Source organism: Barnesiella sp. An55 (assembly GCF_002161555.1).
Classification (GTDB): Bacteria; Bacteroidota; Bacteroidia; order Bacteroidales; family Barnesiellaceae; genus Barnesiella; species Barnesiella merdipullorum.
The window spans coordinates 190790-213065 of record NZ_NFHZ01000003.1 but is presented as its reverse complement, the minus strand read 5'-3'; the positions used below and the strand labels follow the sequence as shown (position 1 = coordinate 213065).

The window sequence follows — 22276 nt, the reverse complement described above, 5'->3', positions numbered from 1 at the left end:
TTTATTCAATTAAAATCTAAAATGAGCGAATGCACGGTTGGCTTCGGCCATCTTGTGCATATCTTCTTTACGTTTGAATGCACCACCCTGCTCGTTGAAAGCATCGACAATCTCGGCAGCCAATTTGTCGGCCATCGTTTTGCCACCTCTCTTACGAGAATAGATAATAAGATTTTTCATTGAAATAGATTCCTTACGATCGGGGCGGATTTCCGTAGGTACTTGGAAAGTAGCACCACCCACACGGCGAGACTTAACCTCTACTTGAGGTGTAATATTTTCCAGGGCTTTCTTCCAGATCTCGAGGGCCGATTTCTCCTCGTTGGGCAATTTCGATTTCGCAATCTCCAGTGCACTGTAGAAAATAGAGTAGGCAATACTTTTCTTGCCATCATACATCAAGTGGTTTACAAATTTCGAAACCCTTACATCATTGAACACGGGATCGGGTAATACGACCCGTTTCTTTGGTTTTGCTTTTCTCATTTTTTACAATAAATTGTCGTTCTTGTTTTTGGTTGCTGTTCTTTACATCTTCAACGAAATCCGCCGATTTCATTTACTCAACCCAATCAGCCTATCCAATAAACGCGAACCAGTGTTTGACACTAATTCTTTTTAATTCTCTGTGCTGGCTTTTTATAAAAGGTGTCGATTATTTCTTACCTTTTGCGGCAGGTGCAGCTCCTGCTTTAGGTCTCTTGGCGCCATATTTCGAGCGACGTTGTGTGCGGCCACCTACACCGGCAGTATCCAACGTACCACGTACAATGTGATAACGTACACCAGGGAGGTCTTTCACACGACCGCCACGTACAAGCACGATCGAGTGCTCTTGCAGGTTGTGACCTTCACCGGGGATGTAAGAGTTCACCTCTTTTCCGTTGGTTAAACGTACACGAGCAACTTTACGCATGGCAGAGTTAGGTTTCTTAGGAGTCGTCGTGTAAACTCTCACGCATACACCACGTCTTTGGGGACATGAATCCAATGCGGGAGATTTACTCTTGTCTTCCAATACAACCCGTCCTTTTCTTACTAATTGTTGAATCGTAGGCATTTCTTAGAACTTTTTTTAATAAATCTTTTTACTTATAATTTTCCTTCTTATTCTCTCTGTCCAAGACACCAAAACCGGCCATTACTTTCACATAATCAGTCGATTATATAAAGGCATTGACCTTTTAAGGCATCAAAAGTGGTGCAAAGATAATTACTAAATCATTAAAAACCAAACGAATTGGAATTATTTTTCGCCTTTTTATCTTTATGTCACGGGCTTTTGACCATTGCGATTTATCTTCTCTCCCTTTTTACTCAAAGGTCTCGATTTCGTCGAAGCCGAGGCCTTTCATATCTTTGGGCGAAAGCAGCATCTCCTCGGGCTTTATCGGCCACTCGACACCTACCTGCGGATCGTTGTACATGAGCGTGGCCTCGTGTTGCGGGGCATACACGTTATCGACCTTGTAGCAGAACTGGGCGGTCTCGCTCAACACGGCAAAGCCATGGGCAAAACCGCGCGGCACGAAGAGCTGACGTTTGTTCTCGTCCGACAACTCTACTCCTATATACTGACCAAACGTGGGTGAGGAGCGACGCAAATCGACAATTACATCATACACACGGCCTTGGGTCACACGCACCAGCTTGGCTTGTGAGTACTCCCCCTTTTGGAAGTGAAGACCGCGCAACACGCCAAAACTCGACCGTGACTCGTTGTCTTGAATAAAATCGACCGGCCCTACATACTTATCGAACAACTCTTTTTTGTAGCTCTCCATAAAATAGCCCCGACTGTCGCCAAACACTTGCGGCTCAATAACAAAGGCTCCTTTTAACTTTTGCTCTATAAAATTCATCCTGTTTGTTTTTTGTGCCTGCAAAGGTAGTGAAAACCAAGGGAAAAAGTATTACAGAGTTCTACTTATTTTCATCGAGAATCGTTTATTCTCTGTCTCTTACCAACGGCTCAAACCCCATCAAGAGAGTGCTTTCAATTGCAGGCACAGGGAGAGTAGCTTCCACATCTTGGCCGGGTGGGTAAAGGGCTCTTCGTCGCCATGCCGCCAAGCCCGTTCCAAGCGGGTGTGATCGAACCATTCGGCCACTCGGCCATATCGCAGGTCGAGCACCACCTCATCGGCCCAATGTTTCAACTCGTCGGGCAACGACGGCTCTTCGGCCTCATCGTCCGGAGCCAATCTCACCCTTGCCGGCAGCACAGGGGCAACGACCTTTTGGTCAAACCACTGTTTACGGGCCTTGCCCGACGGAACCCCCTCGGCAAAGGCAAAGGCAATCTCTATCAAATTATGGTTCAAGAAGGCGTTGCGTATCTGCACCCCGTAATACATACTCATTTTATCGATACTCCGCAGCAGATGGGGAATACGCTCGTAGCACAAATCGCAGAACTTCAAGTGGGCGTTCTCCGACTCGAACAGACGCCGATACCGGGGCTTCTGTGCCAGTCGTCGAAAATCGGCCGACAGCACCTCCGAAGGAACCAACGACGAATAACTATCGCCCGGCAGCCAAGAGCCTCCCAGAAAATGAACCAGCCCCCACCCACCACTAATCACGGCCAGACCTCGCTTGCGCATGACCCGAAAGAAGGCCGAGTCGGCAACCATTCCCAGCCCATCAATAGGCTCTTCTTGCCAACGGGCCAGGTAATCGAGTTCCTTGAGCATCATCGTTGGGGTAATGGGAACCTGCTCAAGAGGCAAGGCCGTCTCTGAAAGTTGCTCGGCACCCCACAGCACACCGCTACGATGCAGTTTGCCGTGGTAGTGCATGTAGCTTTTCAAATAGCGGGGCGACTCCACTCCCTTCATCAGCGCGATATAGAGGGCCGACTCCAACCCGCCGTCGAGCGAGAGCCCCTTCGACATCTCGCCCATGAGACTATACCCCACACTACGGTGCAATTGGGCGACAAAGGCCTCGGCCATTGCCTCGGGCGACTCGCTTCGCCAGCCTTCGACCCGCTTCTCAAACTCATACCACCGCTTCTCGACCAGCGAATAACCATTGTAGCGCAACAGAAAACCGGCCGGCAACTGATGCACCCCCTCCCAAAATGTTTCGTAGGGGCTGCCATAGGTCGAATAGGCCAGATACCCGGCCCACCGCTCGGCCGACAGCAGCGGGCGGATGCCTGCGGCAAAGAGGGCGCGCACCTCTGAAGCAAAATAGAGATTACCCCGATGGGTCGCATAATAGAGCGGTTTGATGCCGAATCGGTCGCGGCACAACAGCAACTCTTCGGAGAATCGATTATAAATCACAATGGAAAAATAACCTTCGAAACGCTCGAAGCAACCATCGCCCCAACGGTCATAGGCCTTGGCAATTACCTCGCACATGCATCCGCAGGAAAACGTATAATAATTGGCAAGCCTGTCGCGCACCTCGCCATAGTTGAAAATCTCGCCATCGAGCATCACCACCAGCCCCGTATCCCGGTCTTCAAAAGGTTGACTCGAAACCCGAACAGGATCGATCGTACTCCTGCGATTGTGCATCAGCCCCACCCGGGCATCGACAAACGACGAGACCCACTCCACGGGAGTCTCCCTACCTCGATGATTCTGGGCCTCGGCCATGTGCCGCAATACCCGTTCCAGCTGTTCTACCTCACCTACGATTCCCGACAAACCGCTCATAATCTATCGCCTCCTCTCTCGCGTGCAATTAATGTTCACACTTCAAACCAGGAGCGCACACCCGTTGAAACAGTTCGCCCAGCGTTCCCGTGGCCGAAAAATCCTCGGGAGTCACCTCGACATGATACTCCTCCTCGAGCATCATCGCCAGCGATACCTCAAATAAAAAATTCCACTCTTTCAACCCCTTGTATCGAGTCTCCAAAGTCAGCGAATCCCGATTGGTCCGGTACAGCATACCGGCAACCAGTTGCACAAAACGATTTTTCTCCATATACTCTTTTTCCCCATAAACGACCACACCGCTTCATTTGTTCAATAGGCGCCATCGGGGGAATAGATACCCCCAGATTTTGATTTTCCATAAGATTTACATTACCTTTGGTCTATCAATCAATTATACACGATTATGAAAAATATCATTCTCTTCGACATCGACCAGCAGCATTTCGAATTGCTGCCCCTGGCGTTTACCCGGCCCATCGCCGACATACGCATAGGTATCCTCACCATACGCGAGAAGTGGGAGCGCCTGCTGCCCGGCACCTACTCCTACCTCACCCCCGAATATATGGCCGCGAAATACCCGGCAACTTTTGCCCCCGACAACCTGTTTATTGCCAGCCACCTCATCCCCAACGAGTCGCTGGTTCGACAAATCGACGCGCTCCAGCCCGGCGAGGCTCTCACCGATCAAGATACACTCATCGCCTTCCGCGGCAGCGAGGCCGACTTTCGCGAAGGTCGCTACACGACCAGCCTTGCCTGCGACCAGAGCCCCCGCTATGTTCATCATCTCTACGACATCTTCCTGCTCAACGGCGAATGTCTCGAAGCCGACTTCCGCCTCATCACCCACGGGCGCACCAGCCAACCCCTCAGCCCGTCAAACCGCGTTATCGGCGACCCCTGCTACCCCGACGGCACCCCCAAGATATTCCTCGAGCCCGGAGCCAAAGCCGAGTGCGCCATCTTCAACGTGACCAACGGGCCCATCTACCTGGGGGCCGACAGCGAGGTGATGGAAGGCAGCTGCATACGAGCCCCCTTTGCCGCCTGTGAACATGCGTATGTCAACATGGGTGCCAAGATTTATGGTGCCACCACTCTGGGCCCTTACTGCAAAGTGGGTGGCGAGCTGAACAACGTAGTGATGTTTGGCTTCTCCAACAAGGCACACGACGGATTCCTGGGCAATGCCGTCATTGGCGAATGGTGCAACCTGGGTGCCGGAGCCGTAGCCTCGAACCTCAAGAACGATTACAGCGAAATAAAACTGTGGAACTATCCCACCCGCCGATTCCTGCGCACACACCTGCAATTCTGCGGACTCATCATGGGCGACCACTCCAAGGCGGGCATCAACACCATGTTCAACACCGCCACGGTGATAGGCGTGGGTGTCAACATTCACGGTGCCGGATTCCCCCGCAATTTCGTCGCTTCGTTCAGCGAAGGCGGCACCGCCGGATTTACCGACGTGCAACTGCCCAAGTTCTATGCCATTGCCGAGAAGATGATGGCTCGCCGGGGCCGCTCTCTCACCGAGGCCGACAAAACCATATTCGAGGCCATCTACAACCTGGCTGAGCAATTAAAATAGTGCATAAAAAAACAGAATTGGACTAAATTACAAAAAAACAGCGCCCTACTTGTATAATCAATCGCAGGAAATAATATATTTGCAATAGAATCATCACACTCATGCAAAAAATTATTTCCTGTATTATCCTAGGGGTGCTGTTTTTTATATTTCCATTCAGCACAAAAGCCATACCGGCTTATCCTCACACAGTCAACTACACCCAACCCGACGGCACAATACTCTCCATCACACTCACGGGTGACGAACACAGCCACTACTACCAGACTCTCGACCGTATTCCGGTGAGGAAAGGCGACGACGGTTTCTTCAGATACCTCGATACCCCCGAGTCTTCACGCACGCGTACCTGTATAGCCCGTAACCCGCAGGATCGCACGCCCCGCGAAAAAGCCTTCACCGACAGTCTCCGTCTGCACAATTCGTTCAGCCAAGCTGCCCAACAGCGACGGGCCAAAAGCCGCACACCCCAGACCCGGGCTTTCGACTTTCCCAGTCGCGGCGAAGTGCAGGGCCTCATCATCCTGGCCCAATATGCCGACGTGAAATTCTCATCGGTAGGTACCCGCGAAGCCTTCGATGCCCAGATGAACCAAACGGGATATGCCGAATATGGAGCAACCGGCAGCGCTCGCGACTACTTCACCGCCCAGTCGAACGGGGTATTCTTCCCCCACTTCAATGTGGTAGGACCAGTCACCCTCTCGCACGAGATGAAATACTATGGCGAAAACGACTTCTACGGAGCCGACCTCAACCTGGCTACGATGATTGCCGAGGCCTGCAACGAAGCCCACGAAAAATGCGGAGTCAATTTTGCCGACTATGACCTCGACAACGACGGCACGGTGGACCTGGTTTACGTCATCTACGCCGGATATGCCGAGTCGAACGGAGCCGACGACAACACCATCTGGCCGGCCGCCGGTACCCTCGACGAGTTCGGCCAAACCCTCACCCTTGACGGCAAGAAAATATCGGCCTTCGCCTGCTCCTCGGAACTAAGTGGCAAGACGGGCGAGACATTAAGCGGTATCGGCACCTTCTGCCACGAATTCAGCCACTGTCTGGGGCTGCCCGACCTCTACAATACCGAGTATGGCGACACCTTCGGTATGGGCACCTGGAGTCTTATGGATATGGGCAGTTACAACAACAGCCGTACCCCCGTGGGCTACTCGGCCTTCGAGCGATACAGTTGCGGCTGGCTCGACCTGCAAGAGCTTCAGGAGCCGCAGGCCCACGTAACCCTTCCGCCGCTCAACGAGTCGAATCAGGCTTATGTCATTCGCTCGTCGCAAAACGAAAACGAATCTTTCACTCTCGAAAATCGCCAACAGACCGGCTGGGACCGCTACACCGCAGGTCACGGACTGATGATTGTACATATCGACTACGACCTTGACGCGTGGAACAACAACACCGTCAACAATACCGTGGGCCACGAGCGAGTACAGATTGTACCGGCCGACGGCAACTTCACCAGTGCCGAGGGCGACCTCTTCCCCGGTCCAACCTACAACACCTATTTTACCGACGACAGCGACCCGGCTCCCAAGTTGTACAGCGGCGGCCTGCTGGGCAAGCCTGTCATCGAGATAGGCGAATCGAACGATACCGTTCACTTTCACTTCATGATCGACCGCCTGTCCGCACCGACCCAACTGGAGGCGACCGACATCGAAGGCGACCACTTCACGGCCTCCTGGGAGGCGCTCGACCAGGCCGACTCCTACACCCTCACCCTGGCTGAACAGTTCCCCCTGAACACCCAGCTCGTAGGTGAATCATTCGCCCAGTTCAAGTCGGGTACCTACCTGGCTCCCGATACCACCGAAATTTCGCAGAGACTCGACGACTATACCCAGCAACCGGGCTGGACCGGCCAACTCATAGGTCAGTGTGGCGGCCGTTGCTGCCTCAAGGCCAACGGCTACATCGTCTCCCCTAAACTCGACTTTAGCGGCGACGGGACCTTCACCCTCGAGTTCGAAGCCCAAACCACCCGCAGTTTCTATGACGGACTGGTCATCACCCTCTGCTCGCGGGCCGATTTCACCGGGACCAAGGCCATCTTCTCGATGAAGAGCCCCACCCAGAAAGAGCGTATTGTACACACCTTCAACACGCCTCTCGACTCGGGTTATATCAAAATCGAGAGCCTCTCGAACCTGGCCCTGTCGAACCTTGTGCTCTACTCGGGTGAGCCTTCCGACGCACCAAGAGGAGTTCTTCCCGCGCATGGCGAGCCTGTGACCGTCACAGGTGTTACCGACAACCGCTACACCTTCACCGGGCTCGACCCGCAAAAGCACTACCTCTTCAGAGTACAGGCGCAGAATGACTACACCCGCTCCGATGAATCGGTAAAACTCAAGGTAGGCACTGCCTTGGCAATCGACGAACCCTCATCGGCCGATGACCGCTACATCGTCACCGACCAAAATATTCTATATATGTACGGCCAGCCCGGCGACCTCGTTACCGTAGTCGCACCCTCCGGGCAAATCCTCTTCACCCGACAACACTGACCGTCTCGACGCTCTATGCCGACCCGATAACCATCCAGGTTATTCAAGACCAGAATGTTTCGGGCATCACCGGTGCAACCATCCTCGAGGGTCTCTACGTAGCTAAAACGGCTGGTGAGCTGACCTTCTGCCACGCTCAAGACAGAGCCGGTAAACTGGCCATCTACAACATGCAGGGTGTGAATGTGGCTACCGTCGATCTCTCGACCAGCGGAACAACCACGCTCGACCTTGACCTGGAGAGCGGCATCTATATTGCCGTAGCCCAATATGCCGATGGTGGCTGCGAAAGGGCTAAATTCATCAAACAATAACCCTATCAAAAGCCTGGGAAAACGAGAGCTCGACAACGGGTTCTCCCCCCAGGCTTTTTCATATTCACACAGATTCAATTAAAATAAAGCAACAGGGACTATCTCAGAAATTCTATTTTGAGATAGCATTTTTCAATAATCATCTGTTAATCAGATTCTTAATATACTTTAAAAACCAAGCTAAAGCTATAGATAAAATTAAGTCTGAACAGAAAACGACAGCATCATACAGCAGGCCATTACCCCCTACTATATATTTCCCAATAGGGCGAGCGAACTCTAACAATGGAAGATGTATTGCGAATATATATAATGTATTACACCCTAAATAAGATAATACTCCAACTATATATTTTGCCAAGTTCTTAAAGAGTAAAGACTGCATAAATATAACAGATATACCCGCAATAGCTATAAATAATAAAATAAAATCATATAATACATCTATTGTTGGTTTCTGTAAATAAAATAAACTACAAAAAACAATAACACTCAGAAACAACAAACAAACTATATAACTCATATTCAATTCATATAATTGAAAGATATAGTTCTTTCTCTTATACAAAAAATATCCTAAGTGCATATAAATCATTTCTCCTAATCCACGACCCAAGAAAAAAGGTAATACAAATCCTCTACTCCCGACTTCCTTCATAGCAAGATATAATATCATAACTATGGTAAAAATAAGCCATTCTCGATGAACTATTTTTCTTATACCTACATAAATAACAGACATCCAGAATAGAGATAACAAAAACCAAAGCGGTGTATTTATTATTTCATTTTTATACGGGAATAAGCTTTTTATTAAAGATTGTAATTGATCTATTGAAAATCGATGTGTCAAGAATAATAATCCCCAATAAAATAAACAACTTAGGAATACAAAAAATATATACGGGATCAATAATTGATTGGCTTTTCTCTTCACAATATCTTTATAAGGTTTACTTATATTTAGAACACAACCAGATAAAAAGAAAAACAAAGGCATATGAAATGAATAAATTTCATCAAACCAAATCAAACTACAATGCCCCCATACTACTAATAATATACCAATCCCTTTTGCAATATCCAAATTTTGATCTCGAACAAACATTTGAGAGTTCATTACTTTTGAGGCTATTCCAACCTCAATATTTCCACTCATATCTCTATCCTATTTTATAACCCTTGTTCCCTCACCCTTCTGCCCGATGGCATCGGCCCGGGTGATGATTACCTCGCGCACGCCATGGCGAATGGCGTCGAAGGCATTTTCGAGCTTGGGTATCATACCGCCTTGAATCACCCCTTGAGTCCGAAGCTCCTCGAACCGAGGACGGGAAATCTCGGCAATCACGCTGCAATCGTCGTTCTCGTCGCGCAGCACGCCCCGCTTCTCGAAACAATAGACCAGCGACACATCATAACGCGAGGCCAAGGCCTTGGCCGTTTCGCCCGCCATCGTGTCGGCATTGGTATTGAGCATCGTGCCTTTGCCATCGTGCGTGAGGGGTGCTATCACGGGCACAACTCCCATCTCGATAAGGCCCGACAGGGCGGTGCCATCGACTCGACGCACATCGCCCACATAACCGTAGTCGATATCCTGCACCGGCCGTTTGTCCGACAGAAGTATATTCATGTCGGCGCCCGTCATACCCAAGGCATTTACCCCCAAGGCCTGCAGACCGGCTACGATATTCTTGTTCACCAGACCGCCATAGACCATGGTCACCACCTCGAGCATCGGCCGGTCGGTGATGCGACGACCACCCACCATGCGACTCTCTATGCCCAACCGCGACGCCATGGCCGTGGCCGACCGACCGCCCCCGTGCACCAGCACCTTGCGGCCGGGTATCGCGGCAAACGAAGCGAGCAGGCGGCTCAATGCCTCCTGCTCCTCCACAATCTTACCGCCCACTTTTATCAGTGTAAGTTTCTCCATCCCGGTTTATACGTTGCTTTCGTCACCGCCGAACTCCATCAAATAGGCTTTAATAAAGCCATCGATCTTACCATCCATCACGCCTTGTACGTCCGAAGTCTGGTAGTTGGTGCGGTGGTCTTTCACCCGGCGGTCGTCAAATACATAACTGCGTATCTGCGACCCCCACTCGATTTTCTTCTTGCCGGCCTCGATTTTGGCCTGCTCGGCCATACGATGCTGCAACTCCTTGTCGTACAAGATAGAACGCAACTGACGCATGGCATTCTCGCGGTTCTTGGGTTGGTCGCGAGTCTCGGTATTCTCGATCAGAATCTCCTCTTCCTCACCGGTATAGGGATCTTTGAACTGGTAGCGCAACCGCACACCCGACTCCACTTTGTTCACATTCTGTCCACCGGCGCCACTCGAGCGGAAGGTATCCCACGAGATGTTGGCCGGGTTGATGTTGATCTCGATCGTATCATCGACCAGCGGGGTAACAAATACCGAGGCAAACGATGTCATGCGCTTGCCCTGTGCGTTGTAGGGCGATACCCGTACCAGACGGTGTACACCGTTCTCGCTCTTGAGGTAACCATAGGCATAGTCGCCCTCAATCTGTATCGTTACCGACTTGATACCGGCCTCGTCGCCTTCGAGAATATTGGAGATGGCGGTCTTGTAGTTGTGCTGTTCGCACCAGCGCAAGTACATACGCATGAGCATCGAAGCCCAGTCTTGCGCCTCGGTACCCCCGGCACCCGAGTTGATTTTCAGCACGACTCCCAACTTATCTTCTTCGCGGCGCAGCATATTGCGCAACTCGAGATTCTCGATGAGCGTCATTGTGCGGTGATAGATTTCATCGACCTCCTCTTCGGTCACGATGCCCTCTTTCACGAAATCGAAGGCCAGTTTCAGCTCCTCGACCGCTTTCTCAATCTCGGTGTAGCTATCTATCCAAAAGTGTAGAGCCTTGACCTTTTTCATCTGCGCTTCGGCCTTCTTCTGGTCTTCCCAAAAGTCGGGCACATGGGTGCGCAACTCCTCTTCTTCTACCTCGATTTTCTTCGAATCGATGTCAAAGATACCTCCTCAACGCCAACTTGCGTTCTTCTGTCTCTTTTAATTGTTCTTGTGTAATCATATCTTTATCACTTGTTTCTGTTATACGAAAAAAGGGTGTACAAAATTATACACCCTTGTGCTATTTACCAAATTTCGGTTTTCGTTTTTAGGCATACATAGCCTCTATCTCGTCCTTGTAGAGCAGATTGATGACCGAGCGACGTATCTTGAGCGTGTTGGTCAGCTCGCCCTTTTCCATGCTGAAGGCACGAGGCAACAGCGTGAAGCGCTTGATTTGCTCAAAGCGGGCAAAGTTCTTTTGCAAGGCATCGATTCGCTCCGAGATGAGGGCGTGAATCTTTTGGTTCTTCACCAGCTCCTCGAGGTTGCGATACTGGATATGTTTTTGGGCGGCATACTCTTTCAACGCCTCGAAGGCGGGGATGATGATTGCCGTTACATACTTGCGCTGGTCGCCGATGACAGCCACCTGGTCGATGTATTTATCCTCGCCCAGGCGCGTTTCCAAGGCTTGGGGAGCGATATATTTCCCGTTCGACGTCTTGAACAGGTCTTTCAACCGTTCGGTCAAGGCCAAGGCCCCTTCGCCGTTTATCTTGCCGGCATCGCCCGTGCGGAACCAACCATCCTCGGTAAAGACGCGAGCCGTCTCCTCGGGCTTGCGATAATAGCCCTTCATCACGGTCTTACCCTTTACCAGTATCTCGTTATTCTCACCCAACTTCACCTGGATATCGGGCATGAGCGAACCCACAGTACCGAACTCGTAGCCGGTCCTATCGAAACAGCTTACCGTAGCAGTCGTCTCGGAGAGGCCGTACCCATAGACGATGTTGATGCCGCAAATGTGCAAGAACTCGTTAATCGTGTCGGAGAGCGGAGCTCCGGCCGTGGGGAAGATATTGCCATTCTCCACACCTACGGCCCGACGTATCTTCGAGAACACGAACTTGTCGTAGAATCGATATTGCCATTCGAGCCACAGGGGAACTCGCTTCCCTACCCGCAGACACTCTATGTTGCGGCGACGGCTTATCACACAGGCACGCTCGGCCAGGCGACGGGTCACACCCTTCGTTCTCGACAACTTGTCTTGTATGGCCGAATAGACCTTCTCCCAAAAACGGGGCACACTGCACATGATGGTGGGGCGCACCTCGCGAATGGTATTCTGTATATCTTTGGGATCCACGTTGATGGCAACACGCATGCCCACCGTCAAGCAATAATACGACCAGGCCCGTTCAAAGACATGGGTCAACGGCAGGAAACAGAGCGACACATCGCTGTCGGAGCAGGTCACCAGCCGTTGCAGGTGGATGCGCATGGCCTCGTCGTAATTGGAGTGGGCCAGCATCACCCCCTTGGGTTCACCGGTCGTACCCGAGGTATAAATGAGCGTAGCCAAATCGTCGGGGCTGCCAGCATTGCGGCGACGCTCCACCTCGGCAACCACCTCGGCACCAGCTTTACGACCCAGCTCCATAAGCTCCTCGAAATAGAGTGACGTATCGTCATCTTCAACCCGTTCGATGGCCGGGTCGAAAAGAATCAGTCGCTCCAATGTGGGGCACTCCCGCAAAGCAATAATGGCGTTGTCGTATTGTACCTGCCCGCCTACAAACAAGAAGCGAACCTCGGCCTCATTGATAATGTATTTGATTTGGTCGAGCGAGCTGGTGGGATAGAGCGGAACAACTACCGCGCGATTGTCAAACGCAGCAAAGTCCACAATAAACCCTTCGGGTTTGTTTTGAGTATATGTAGAGATGTTTTCCTGTTCGCGAATTCCCAAGAGAACCATAGCCTGAGCTATGTGTGATACCTGTTCAGCAAAGCGGGCCCAAGAGGTGGGGACCCATTGATTGGTTGTGTAGTCCTTGTGGCTGAACGCCTCACGGTTTCCATATTTGGCAGCCTGTTTACGGACCAACGCAGTGAGTTGATTTACCATAAATTCAGTTATAAATCTGCCGCAAAGTTACGCATTATATTGGCCCCAGGGCCATTTTAATAAGTTTTAAGCAGATTTACCGATTTCATTTTGTCAACTCGATATAGCAAAATCGGGGGTCTCCCTCTTTGTTTATCAACGTTTCGAGCCAATTACTCCCCTAAACTCAAACGGTTAATTATTGTTAACATTTTACTCTCATATTTCGACCTTTCCCTACAATTTCGGTATGAAGTGGCTGAAAAAGACAAAAATAAACTACTTTTGCATAAACCCGTAACAACCATGTACTCGAAAGACGAACTCTACTACATAGCTACCGACCTGTTGCGCCACCTCATCCACACTCCCTCGACAAGTCGTGAAGAGGAGCAGGCGGCCCAACTCGTGAGCGACGCGCTCGAAAAGGGAGGGTTCACCCCTCATCGCACCGCCAACAACGTGTGGGCCCTGGCCGAAGGGTATGATCCGGCAAAGCCTACCCTCCTGCTCAACTCGCACATCGACACGGTGAAACCCACCTCGAGCTGGACACGCGACCCCTTCGAGCCCATCGAAGAGGAGGGGCGCCTCTATGGCTTGGGCAGCAACGATGCCGGAGCAAGTGTCGTGTCGCTACTGGCGACTTTCATGCATCTGGCTTCGACCGAACAACCCTACAACCTCATATTCCTTGCCTCGGCCGAAGAAGAGGTGTCGGGAGCCAACGGCATAGCCCGAGTACTCGGCGAACTGCCGCCCATCGACTTTGCCGTCGTGGGCGAACCCACCGCCATGCAACCGGCCATCTGCGAAAAGGGGCTGCTCGTGCTCGACTGTACCACCCACGGACGGTCGGGACACGCCGCCCGCGAAGAGGGCATCAATGCGCTATACCTGGCCACCGAGGCTATCGAACAGTTGCGTCGGTTTGAGTTTCCCCTCGTCTCGGAATGGCTGGGACGGGTGAAGCTCACCGTCACCCAAATTCAGGCTGGCACCCAGCACAACGTCGTGCCCGACCGTTGCGACTTTGTCATCGACCTGCGCACCAACGATTGCTATACCAATGCCCAGGCGGTCGAGATTTTGCGCGAGCACTTCCCCCAGGTAACCATCACGCCCCGTTCGCTACGGCTCAACTCGTCGTCGATATCGCCACGACACCCCTTTGTGCGGCGATGTATCCTCACCGGCCGCGAGCCCTTCGGGTCGCCTACCCTCTCGGATCAGGCACACATGTCCTTCCCTTCGGTCAAGATAGGCCCGGGCGAATCGGCACGTTCGCACACGGCCGACGAGTATATCGTGCTCGACGAGATACGCGAAGCCATCGAGCTCTACATCTGTCTGCTCGACCAACTCGAATTCGAAAAAAAATCAGTGTAACAAACAGGTGGCCAGAATAGCCGACCCCCGGCCTCCCCACGACACATAACGATAGACCAGCGGCAAGAACCACCGCAGGGTGCGGTCGTCCCGAGTCTGGTCGAGGGTCAGGTGGTAAATCTCGGCTCCTCGCGGGCTCCGCTCGCGGTGGCACAAACCAGCCACCACCATCTGCTTATAAAGCAACAGCCTGTGCAGGCGCCTCTTGTTCGGGAAACTGCTGCGCTCCACATCGTCATGGGCATGAACAATGGCCCGCAAAATATCGTCGCTGTTGGGGGCGTAGCGATAACCGGTAATGCTGTCGGCATGCAGATAGACATTGACCAGTGGCGGACGCTCGATCCACACCACCCGATCGGTAGCCAGCAGCAACCGCAACCCCAGTTCCCAGTCCTCCCAACGCATATAATCTTCGTGCCAGCCGCCAACAGAACGCACCAGGGCCGTGCGGACCGCATAGCGAACCGTGCCCAGCGTACTGTGAAACAGATGGGGCTCGACCCGATTGGAAAAGACCGCCCTGGCCACATGAGGACGCCCCGACTCGGGCCACACCCGTATGGTGCAACCCACAATATCGGGCGACACCTCCCGATCAAACGCCTGCATATAGAGCGCCATGGCCTCGGGCACATAGGTGTCGTCGCTATCGAGAAAGGCGACAAACTCCTCCCGCACACACGACAGGCCCTTGTTGCGGGCTGCCGAGGGCCCTCGCTTCACCTCCTGGGCAACCGTCACCTCAAAATCGTCGCTTTCGTACCGGCTCTTCAGCTCCCGGCACAAAGCCAGCGAACCGTCGGTAGAACCGTTATCGACCAGGACGACATGCAAGGGGCGATAGGTTTGCGCGACAATCGAGGCAAACGTCCGCACCAACTCCTTCTCCCGATTATAGACGGGTACTACTATGGCTATGCTTGTCGGTTTCATCGTTTTCAAAAATAGCGAAAGGTGAGCGCAGAGCAAAGAGAAACTGCGTTTTCAACTTTGACCCCTGCCGAACTGCATCCTCTCTTCTACAAAGATAGAAAAAGATATTTTTCCCCATCTCAATTATAAATTCTTTTCTTAAAATTGTCGCCGATACGGCAAAAACGCCGTAACTTTATCCTCGGGTAGCATGGCAACAATCGGGCTCAGTCCAGAAGAAAGACTTCCGAGAGAGAATCTCATTAATACCGATGGGCCAGCCAGATACCTACAAAAGAACTTACACATCGCCATGACCGAAGAGACGCTAAAGAAACTGAAGATATTGACCGAATCGGCGAAATATGATGTATCCTGTTCGTCGAGCGGCACCGTGCGGTCCAACACCCAGAGCGGGTTGGGCAATACGGTGGGCGGTATAGGCATCTGCCACAGTTTTGCCGATGACGGACGATGCATCTCGTTGCTGAAAACGATGCTCACCAATTCGTGTATGTACGACTGTGCCTACTGTATCAACCGGCGGAGCAACGACATTCCGCGGGCTACCTTCTCGGTGAGAGAACTGGTCGAACTGACCATCGAGTTTTACCGGCGCAACTACATCGAGGGGCTCTTTCTCAGCTCGGGTGTGGTGCGTAACCCCGACTATACCATGGAGCGGCTGGTGCGTGTCGTGAAAGACCTGCGCACCATCCATCGGTTCAACGGATACATCCATCTGAAGAGTATCCCCGGAGCCAGCCGCGAACTGGTGAACGAGGCCGGGAAGTATGCCGACCGCATGAGTGTGAACATAGAGATACCCAACGAGAGCTCATTGAAACTGCTTGCTCCCGAAAAAGACTTCAAGAGCGTCTATCAACCCATGTCGTACATTCAGCAACAGACGCTCGCTGCGAAAGAGGAGCGCAAACACTTCAAACACGCCCCGCGTTTTGTCCCGGCCGGACAAAGCACACAGATGATCATAGGTGCCACCCCCGACCACGACCGCGATATCCTGCGGCTGTCGTCGACCCTCTATGCCCGCCCCACCATGCGACGGGTTTACTACTCGGGCTACATTCATGTAAACACCTACGACACACGGCTTCCCATGCTGAAACAACCGCCTTTGGTACGTGAGAACCGGCTTTACCAGGCCGACTGGCTCTTGCGCTTCTACCAGTTCAAGGTCGATGAAATCGTAAACGACGCTTACCCCGACCTCGATCTTGAAATCGACCCCAAACTCTCCTGGGCGCTGCGGCACCCCGAGGTATTCCCGGTCGATATCAACAAGGCTCCCTACGAGCTCATCCTCCGGGTTCCCGGCATCGGGGTGAAGTCGGCCACGCTCATTGTCAACTCCCGACGCTTTGCACGAGTAACCAGCTATCACCTGAAGAAGATGGGGGTGGTGATGAAGAAGGCCAAGTTTTTCATCACCTGCGGCGAACTGTCGTCGCCCACCGTCAACGAACTACGCCCCGAGAACGTGAGACGCCTGCTCACCCCGTCGAGCTCCAGGAAAAAAGACGACCGGCAGATGCAATTACCCTTTTCCAACGAATAACCCTATTGCCCTGTGTCATCGATTATCTTTCAATACGACCGCACGTTCGACGGCATGCTCACTGCCGTCTTCGACGCATATGCCCGCCGGTCGTTCCCGCAGATGATTCAAGGCCTTGACGAACCCCTCCCGCTGTTCTACGACGAGGTGCACACGGTAATCACCGACGAAGAGAAGTCGGGCCGGGTATGGAAGGCTCTCGAAAAGAAATTGTCGAAAGAGGCCCTCTCGTGCCTTACCGTGAGCTACCTGTCGGAACTCCCGGAGCTGGACCTGCACCTCTTCAAGTATATCTGCAAAAACATCGACAGCCCCGTGAGCCTCGAGCGCAACTTTTCCGACGACGATATTCTGTTTGTCACCAACACCTTCCGCAAAGTACTGTACGAGCGCCTGCGCATGATGCAGTTCATCCGCTTCCAGAAGGCGGCCGACGGCACCTACTTCGGCATCATGGAGCCGCAGTACAACGTATTGCCCCTGGCCATAGCCCATTTCAAGGACCGCTTTGCCGACCAGCCCTTCGTCATCTACGACAAGAAACGGCACTACGGCTATTACTACAACCAGAGCGAGGTGACCCAAGTAACCTTCGACGAAAGCCTCCCGCACTTCGTCACCGGCAAGCTGGACGAGTCGCTCATGGCCGACGACGAAAAACTGTTTCAAGAGCTGTGGCGCACCTACTTCAAGGCCGTCTGCATACAGGGCCGCATCAACCCCCGGAAGCAGCGGAAAGACATGCCCGTGCGCTACTGGAAATACCTTACCGAAAAGAACAAGTAACAATTGCCACCCCGGCCGGCGGCACAGTTGACAAGTCTGCACACAAGTGCAGCGACAAACGAGATGTTCACTCCCGTCGGCCGCTGCACCTCCTTTCATAAATCATCACATAAAACAAGTTCTATCAAAAGCAGGGAACCTGACTTGTCGGTTCCCGTCAACGCAAGGCTTGGCCCAATCAGTCGCTACCGCCTCCCAGGGCATTGTAAAGGGTGATAATCGACTGGCAATGGGTGAAACTGTCCGACACCATGTTCAGTCGGGCATTCAGCAACGACTGCTGCGCGGTGAGCAGTTCGAGATAGGTGGCATTGCCCGTCTTGTAAAGGGCGGTAGAGGTCTCGACCGTACGTTCCAATTCGCGGCACTGCTTTTGGTGAATCTCGAGATTGCGCTCGGCCGACTCGACGGCATAGAGTGCATCACTCACCTCCTGCCCGGCATCGAGCAGGGTCTGTTTGTAATTGAGCAAAGCAATCTGCTCCTCGTCTTTCGACACCCGCAGGTTCGATACCAGTTTTCCCCGATTGAAAATCGGTTGAGTCAACGAGGCCACGGCCGAGAGAATCCACCCGCCGGGATTGGTCACCACCTGCCCCAGCGAGTTGGTCCATCCCGCACTGCCCGAGAGGGTAAGATTGGGATAGAAGGCCGACCGCGCCTGGTTGGTCGTGTAGTAGGCACTGGCCAGGGTCATCTCGGCCTCACGCACATCGGGCCGTTTCGAGAGCAACCGCAACGGTACCCCCACGTTGAAGATTTCGGGGAACTGCTGCCCGGCAAGCCGCCCCCGCTCGATGGCCCGGGGCGTCACACCCAGCACGGTGCAGAGCGAATTCTCGGCCTCTCGTTGCTGACGCAACAGATCGTTATGGGTCGCCTCCAGCTCATACAGGTTGGCCCGAGCCTGGGTGACGGCATTCTCGGTCTCTTCGCCCACCTTCAGGAGCGACTCCATGATGCGCACCTGCTCCTGCCAAAGCGAGAGGGTCGATTGGCTCAACTCGACCTGTTCGTCGAGCATCAGCAACGAATAGTAGTTGTTGGCTATGGTGGCAATCACCTCCGACTGGATGGCCTGCCGATAGGCCTCCTGCTGCAACAAGGTGGAGCGGGAGCCCCGTGCGGCATTGAGCAGATTGCCAAAGAGATCGATCTCCCAACTGGCCTGAACCGGTATCTCATAGGTCTTCACCGCCTTGGCCCCATCGGTACTGCTTATCGAGCCCTGCGGCGACAGGGTGAGCGACGGCAGAAAGGCAAGACGGGCTGCCGTGAGCTGGGCCTTCGCCTCATCGACCCGCAACAGAGCCGTCTGCAAATCGGTGTTGTTGTCGAGCCCAAATCGAATGAGACGCTGCAACAAGGTATCCTGGAAAACCTCCTCCCAGGCGAGGTCGCCCCAAGTGAGCGAGTCGTTGGTCGTATATGACTCGGCACCCCTGAAGAGGCTATCGACCGGCAGCTCCTCGGGCCGTTCGTATTGTTTGTAGATGTGGCAACTGCTCAACAGCAGGGCACACATCGCTATACATATTATCTTTTTCATATCTTTCTATCCTCTTTACGTTTACCCATAACCCGCTCCTCGATATACTGGAAGGTGATGAAGAAGACGGGCGTTACAAACAGCAGGGCAATTGTGCCGATGAGCATACCCCCACGGTACCTACACCCAGCGACGTATTACCGTTGGCACCTACCCCCGATGCAAACATAAGCGGGAGCAACCCGAAGATCATCGTCAGGGCCGTCTGCAAATAGATGTTGTTCTCAATACCCCACAAGCGGGCAAACAGGAAGCTGCCCATCAAGCCAAACGGTACCGACAGAATCACAGCCAGGGGAATGAACAGACTCTCATAGAGCGCACAAAGTATGAGATAGATGAAGAGGATACAAACACCATAGATAATCACCGTGTCGTGCGAATCGGCCATCTGCTCCTCCTCGCGGGTCATCCCCGAGAACTCATAGCCGTAACCGGTGGGCAGGGTTTGCGCCGCTACCTCTTTCACGGCATTAATCACATCGCCCGAACTGTAACCGCTGGCCGGCATGCCCTGCACGTTGATCGACGAGAACATGTTGAACCGCGTGAGCGACTCGGCGCCATAGGTCTTGGTGAGTGTTACAAACTGGCTGATGGGTGCCATGCCGTCGGAGGTCTTCACAAAGATATTATCGAGCGACTGGATGCTCTTGCGGCTGTCCGACGGAGCCTGGATGATAACCCGGTACAACTTGGTGAAACGGTTGAAGTTCGAGGCATAGATGCTGCCGAAATAACCCGAGAGTACCGAGAGCACCTTGTCGGTGGTGATGCCGGCCCGCTGGCACTGGGCCTCATCGACATCGACGCGATACTGGGGGAAGTTGGCACTGAACGAAGTATAGGCCATCTCGATTTCGGGACGCTTGTTCAGCTCGACCAGGAAGTTGTTAGTCACCTGGCTCAAGGCATCGATACCCTTGCCCGAGCGGTCCTGCAGATAGAGCTCGAAACTGTTGCCCGTGCCATAACCCGAAATCATGGGCGGCGAGAAGACAAACAGTCGGGCATTCTTGATATGAGCCGTGCGCCGGTAAATCTCGGCCGAGATGGCATCGACACTGTTCTCCTCACCCGGGCGCTCGTCCCACGGTTTCAGTTTGATAATGAACATACCATGCGACGAACCACTACCCGTGCCCATACCGAAACCGGCCACGTTGTTGAAGTTGTCGATTTGCGGGATCTGTTTCAGTTCGGCCTCTACCTTGTCCATGATACTCGCCGTCTCGGCCAGAGTACTGCCGGCCGGGGTATCGAGGCTCACGAAGATAGAGCCGGTATCTTCCGAAGGCACCAGACTGGTCTTGGTCGTGGCCATGAAATAGAGCAACAGCCCCACCGAGGCGGCAAACATAGTCCACACCAGCCATTTGTGCCTGATGAAGAATTTGGCGCCCTCCTTATACTTGCGAACAAGACGCTTGAATATAGAGTCGAAGGCCAGCCTGAAGCGGGTCGAAAACTCAGGCTTCTTCCCATCGACCAGAATCTCGTTGGGCCGCAACAGCAGAGCACAGAGTGCCGGCGAGAGGGTGAGGGCGTTGATGGCCGAGATGCCCACGGCTACCGCCATCGTGATACCAAACTGGGTATAGAACACACCCGATGTGCCCCCCATGAACGACACCGGCACAAATACCGCCATAAACACCAGCGTAGAGGTGACAATGGCCGACGAGATGCCGCTCATCGCATCGATCGAGGCCTTATAGGGCGAGCGATACCCTTCGTCGAACCGCACCTGCACCGCCTCGACCACAATGATGGCATCATCGACAATCGTACCGATGGCCAGTACCAGAGCAAACAGGGTGAGCAGGTTGATGCTGAACCCCGCCAGATAGAGCACGGCAAAGGTACCGATGAGCGACACGAAGATACTGATGGTGGGGATGAGCGTCGAGCGTGGGTTCTGCAGGAAGACATAGACCACCAGCACCACCAGAATGATAGCCTCGAGCAGCGTCTTGATTACCTCGTTAATCGAGGCATCGAGGAAGTTTTTGGTACTCATCAGCTCCACGATCTCCATATCCTCGGGCAGCGTCTCTTGCAACTCGTCGAGATAGTTGTCGATGTTGGTAATAATCTCGTTGGCATTGGTGCCGGCCGTCTGGTTAATCATACAGGTCGAGCCCGGCGCCCCATTCACCCGGCCGGTATAGGAGTAGCTCTGCGAGCCCAGTTCGACGGTAGCGATATCTTTCAACCGCAACACCCGGCCGTCGTCGAAGGCCTTGATGACAATCTCTTCAAACTCCTGCTCCTTCTCGAGACGTCCGCGATACTTGAGCGTATATTGATAGACATTCTTCGAATCCTCACCGATAGCACCCGTCGAGGCCTCGATATTCTGGCTCGAGAGAGCCGCCTCCACATCGCTCGGCTCCAGTTCATACTGGGCCATCACGTCGGGCTTCAGCCAGATGCGCATGGCGTAGTCGCCACCCATCACATTCACCTCGCCTACGCCCGATATACGCTGAATCTGCGGCTTGATATTGATGCTCAGATAGTTGGTAAGGAAAGCCTCGTCGTATGTGCCGTTGGGACTGTAGAGACCGAAAATCTTCAGCATACTGCTCTGCCGCTTCATGGTGGTCACACCCACCTTGGTCACCTCGGCCGGCAACAGCGAGGTGGCGGTAGAGACCTTGTTCTGCACGTTCACGGCCGCCATATCGGGGTCGCTGCCCTGCTTGAAGTAAACTGTAATCTCGGCACTACCCGTGTTACTGGCTGTCGAGGTCATGTAGGTCATGTTCTCCACACCATTGATTGCCTCCTCGAGCGGCACGATGACACTCTTCTGCACCGCCTCAGCATTGGCTCCGCTATAAGTCGTGGATACCCGTATGGTAGGCGGCGCAATATCGGGGTATTGCTCCACCGACAGGGCATAAAGCCCGATCAATCCTGCTACGAGGATAACGACCGAGATCACCATCGACAAGATGGGCCGGTCTATGAAATACTGCAACTTCATG

Annotated in this window: 17 protein-coding genes and 1 pseudogene; 6 read left to right on the top strand and 12 right to left on the bottom strand. The window is 53.0% G+C overall.

Annotated elements, in window-relative coordinates; all coding sequences use genetic code 11:
* Nucleotides 1–9: 9 nt before the first annotated feature.
* The 5 genes from rpsG to B5G10_RS03165 all read right to left on the bottom strand — a co-directional run bounded on the left by rpsG (nucleotide 10) and on the right by B5G10_RS03165 (nucleotide 3945).
* Nucleotides 10–486, bottom strand: coding sequence for a 30S ribosomal protein S7 (gene rpsG / locus B5G10_RS03185; RefSeq protein WP_025278735.1), 477 nt, complete (start codon nucleotides 484–486; stop codon nucleotides 10–12).
* Between the two features lie 169 nt (nucleotides 487–655).
* Nucleotides 656–1060, bottom strand: a complete 405-nt coding sequence (gene rpsL / locus B5G10_RS03180) for a 30S ribosomal protein S12 (protein ID WP_008862863.1) — start codon at nucleotides 1058–1060, stop codon at nucleotides 656–658.
* A gap of 253 nt (nucleotides 1061–1313) precedes the next feature.
* A complete protein-coding gene (gene rfbC, locus B5G10_RS03175; RefSeq protein WP_087423319.1) occupies nucleotides 1314–1862 on the bottom strand; it encodes a dTDP-4-dehydrorhamnose 3,5-epimerase in 549 nt (182 codons plus the stop codon).
* A 120-nt stretch (nucleotides 1863–1982) separates the two neighbouring features.
* On the bottom strand, nucleotides 1983–3671 hold the full coding sequence (locus B5G10_RS03170; RefSeq protein ID WP_087423318.1) for an asparagine synthetase B: 1689 nt from the start codon (nucleotides 3669–3671) through the stop codon (nucleotides 1983–1985).
* Nucleotides 3672–3699: 28 nt separating this feature from the next.
* Nucleotides 3700–3945, bottom strand: coding sequence for an acyl carrier protein (locus tag B5G10_RS03165; RefSeq protein ID WP_087423317.1), 246 nt, complete (start codon nucleotides 3943–3945; stop codon nucleotides 3700–3702).
* Between the two features lie 135 nt (nucleotides 3946–4080).
* Here B5G10_RS03165 and B5G10_RS03160 point away from each other — a divergent pair, with 135 nt between their 5' ends.
* From B5G10_RS03160 to B5G10_RS12930, 3 genes are all read left to right on the top strand, one after another.
* Nucleotides 4081–5274: a putative sugar nucleotidyl transferase gene (locus B5G10_RS03160; protein WP_087423316.1), complete on the top strand. Its 1194-nt coding sequence runs from the start codon at nucleotides 4081–4083 to the stop codon at nucleotides 5272–5274.
* A 101-nt stretch (nucleotides 5275–5375) separates the two neighbouring features.
* Nucleotides 5376–7805, top strand: a complete 2430-nt coding sequence (locus B5G10_RS03155) for a M6 family metalloprotease domain-containing protein (protein ID WP_087423315.1) — start codon at nucleotides 5376–5378, stop codon at nucleotides 7803–7805.
* A complete protein-coding gene (locus B5G10_RS12930) occupies nucleotides 7727–8119 on the top strand; it encodes a T9SS type A sorting domain-containing protein (protein WP_343285882.1) in 393 nt (130 codons plus the stop codon). Before B5G10_RS03155 ends, B5G10_RS12930 begins: the two co-directional genes overlap by 79 nt.
* 139 nt (nucleotides 8120–8258) lie before the next feature.
* Here the strand turns inward: B5G10_RS12930 and B5G10_RS03145 are convergent, their stop codons facing one another.
* From B5G10_RS03145 to B5G10_RS03130, 4 genes are all read right to left on the bottom strand, one after another.
* Nucleotides 8259–9278 (bottom strand): acyltransferase family protein, encoded by a 1020-nt coding sequence (locus B5G10_RS03145; protein ID WP_087423313.1) that lies wholly within the window; start codon nucleotides 9276–9278, stop codon nucleotides 8259–8261.
* A gap of 9 nt (nucleotides 9279–9287) precedes the next feature.
* On the bottom strand, nucleotides 9288–10061 hold the full coding sequence (argB, locus tag B5G10_RS03140; RefSeq protein WP_087423312.1) for an acetylglutamate kinase: 774 nt from the start codon (nucleotides 10059–10061) through the stop codon (nucleotides 9288–9290).
* 6 nt (nucleotides 10062–10067) lie between these two features.
* A protein-coding gene (prfB, locus tag B5G10_RS03135; RefSeq protein WP_143241040.1) for a peptide chain release factor 2 occupies nucleotides 10068–11190 on the bottom strand; the annotation gives its coding sequence in 2 pieces (ribosomal slippage) (nucleotides 10068–11126 and nucleotides 11128–11190; 1122 coding nt in all).
* A gap of 87 nt (nucleotides 11191–11277) precedes the next feature.
* Nucleotides 11278–13086 (bottom strand): long-chain fatty acid--CoA ligase, encoded by a 1809-nt coding sequence (locus B5G10_RS03130; RefSeq protein ID WP_087423311.1) that lies wholly within the window; start codon nucleotides 13084–13086, stop codon nucleotides 11278–11280.
* 285 nt (nucleotides 13087–13371) lie between these two features.
* On the opposite strand from B5G10_RS03130, the gene B5G10_RS03125 reads away from it, so the two are divergent.
* Nucleotides 13372–14454: a M20 family metallo-hydrolase gene (locus B5G10_RS03125; protein ID WP_087423310.1), complete on the top strand. Its 1083-nt coding sequence runs from the start codon at nucleotides 13372–13374 to the stop codon at nucleotides 14452–14454.
* Here the strand turns inward: B5G10_RS03125 and B5G10_RS03120 are convergent.
* Entirely contained in the window at nucleotides 14446–15390 is a 945-nt protein-coding gene (locus B5G10_RS03120) for a glycosyltransferase family A protein (protein ID WP_087423309.1), read from the bottom strand. The genes B5G10_RS03125 and B5G10_RS03120 overlap by 9 nt on opposite strands.
* 292 nt (nucleotides 15391–15682) lie before the next feature.
* Here B5G10_RS03120 and B5G10_RS03115 point away from each other — a divergent pair, with 292 nt between their 5' ends.
* Both B5G10_RS03115 and B5G10_RS03110 read left to right on the top strand, forming a co-directional pair.
* Complete coding sequence (locus B5G10_RS03115) at nucleotides 15683–16948, top strand: putative DNA modification/repair radical SAM protein (protein ID WP_087423308.1); 1266 nt, start codon at nucleotides 15683–15685, stop codon at nucleotides 16946–16948.
* 12 nt (nucleotides 16949–16960) lie between these two features.
* Nucleotides 16961–17734, top strand: a complete 774-nt coding sequence (locus tag B5G10_RS03110) for a TIGR03915 family putative DNA repair protein (RefSeq protein ID WP_255375255.1) — start codon at nucleotides 16961–16963, stop codon at nucleotides 17732–17734.
* Between the two features lie 178 nt (nucleotides 17735–17912).
* On the opposite strand, the gene B5G10_RS03105 is transcribed toward B5G10_RS03110, so the two are convergent.
* Nucleotides 17913–19283, bottom strand: a complete 1371-nt coding sequence (locus B5G10_RS03105) for an efflux transporter outer membrane subunit (protein ID WP_087423307.1) — start codon at nucleotides 19281–19283, stop codon at nucleotides 17913–17915.
* Nucleotides 19280–22275, bottom strand: a pseudogene (locus B5G10_RS03100) (efflux RND transporter permease subunit). The gene B5G10_RS03105 and the pseudogene B5G10_RS03100 overlap by 4 nt, the downstream one beginning before the upstream one ends.
* Between the last annotated feature and the right edge of the window lies 1 nt (nucleotide 22276).

What these genes read in the sequence shown, in the direction of transcription:
- rpsG (WP_025278735.1), bottom strand. Translation starts at nt 486, where the DNA reads ATGAGAAAAGCAAAACCAAAGAAACGGGTCGTATTACCCGATCCCGTG.
- rpsL (WP_008862863.1), bottom strand. Translation starts at nt 1,060, where the DNA reads ATGCCTACGATTCAACAATTAGTAAGAAAAGGACGGGTTGTATTGGAA.
- rfbC (WP_087423319.1), bottom strand. Translation starts at nt 1,862, where the DNA reads ATGAATTTTATAGAGCAAAAGTTAAAAGGAGCCTTTGTTATTGAGCCG.
- B5G10_RS03170 (WP_087423318.1), bottom strand. Translation starts at nt 3,671, where the DNA reads ATGAGCGGTTTGTCGGGAATCGTAGGTGAGGTAGAACAGCTGGAACGG.
- B5G10_RS03165 (WP_087423317.1), bottom strand. Translation starts at nt 3,945, where the DNA reads ATGGAGAAAAATCGTTTTGTGCAACTGGTTGCCGGTATGCTGTACCGG.
- B5G10_RS03160 (WP_087423316.1), top strand. Translation starts at nt 4,081, where the DNA reads ATGAAAAATATCATTCTCTTCGACATCGACCAGCAGCATTTCGAATTG.
- B5G10_RS03155 (WP_087423315.1), top strand. Translation starts at nt 5,376, where the DNA reads ATGCAAAAAATTATTTCCTGTATTATCCTAGGGGTGCTGTTTTTTATA.
- B5G10_RS03145 (WP_087423313.1), bottom strand. Translation starts at nt 9,278, where the DNA reads ATGAGTGGAAATATTGAGGTTGGAATAGCCTCAAAAGTAATGAACTCT.
- argB (WP_087423312.1), bottom strand. Translation starts at nt 10,061, where the DNA reads ATGGAGAAACTTACACTGATAAAAGTGGGCGGTAAGATTGTGGAGGAG.
- B5G10_RS03130 (WP_087423311.1), bottom strand. Translation starts at nt 13,086, where the DNA reads ATGGTAAATCAACTCACTGCGTTGGTCCGTAAACAGGCTGCCAAATAT.
- B5G10_RS03125 (WP_087423310.1), top strand. Translation starts at nt 13,372, where the DNA reads ATGTACTCGAAAGACGAACTCTACTACATAGCTACCGACCTGTTGCGC.
- B5G10_RS03120 (WP_087423309.1), bottom strand. Translation starts at nt 15,390, where the DNA reads ATGAAACCGACAAGCATAGCCATAGTAGTACCCGTCTATAATCGGGAG.
- B5G10_RS03115 (WP_087423308.1), top strand. Translation starts at nt 15,683, where the DNA reads ATGACCGAAGAGACGCTAAAGAAACTGAAGATATTGACCGAATCGGCG.
- B5G10_RS03105 (WP_087423307.1), bottom strand. Translation starts at nt 19,283, where the DNA reads ATGAAAAAGATAATATGTATAGCGATGTGTGCCCTGCTGTTGAGCAGT.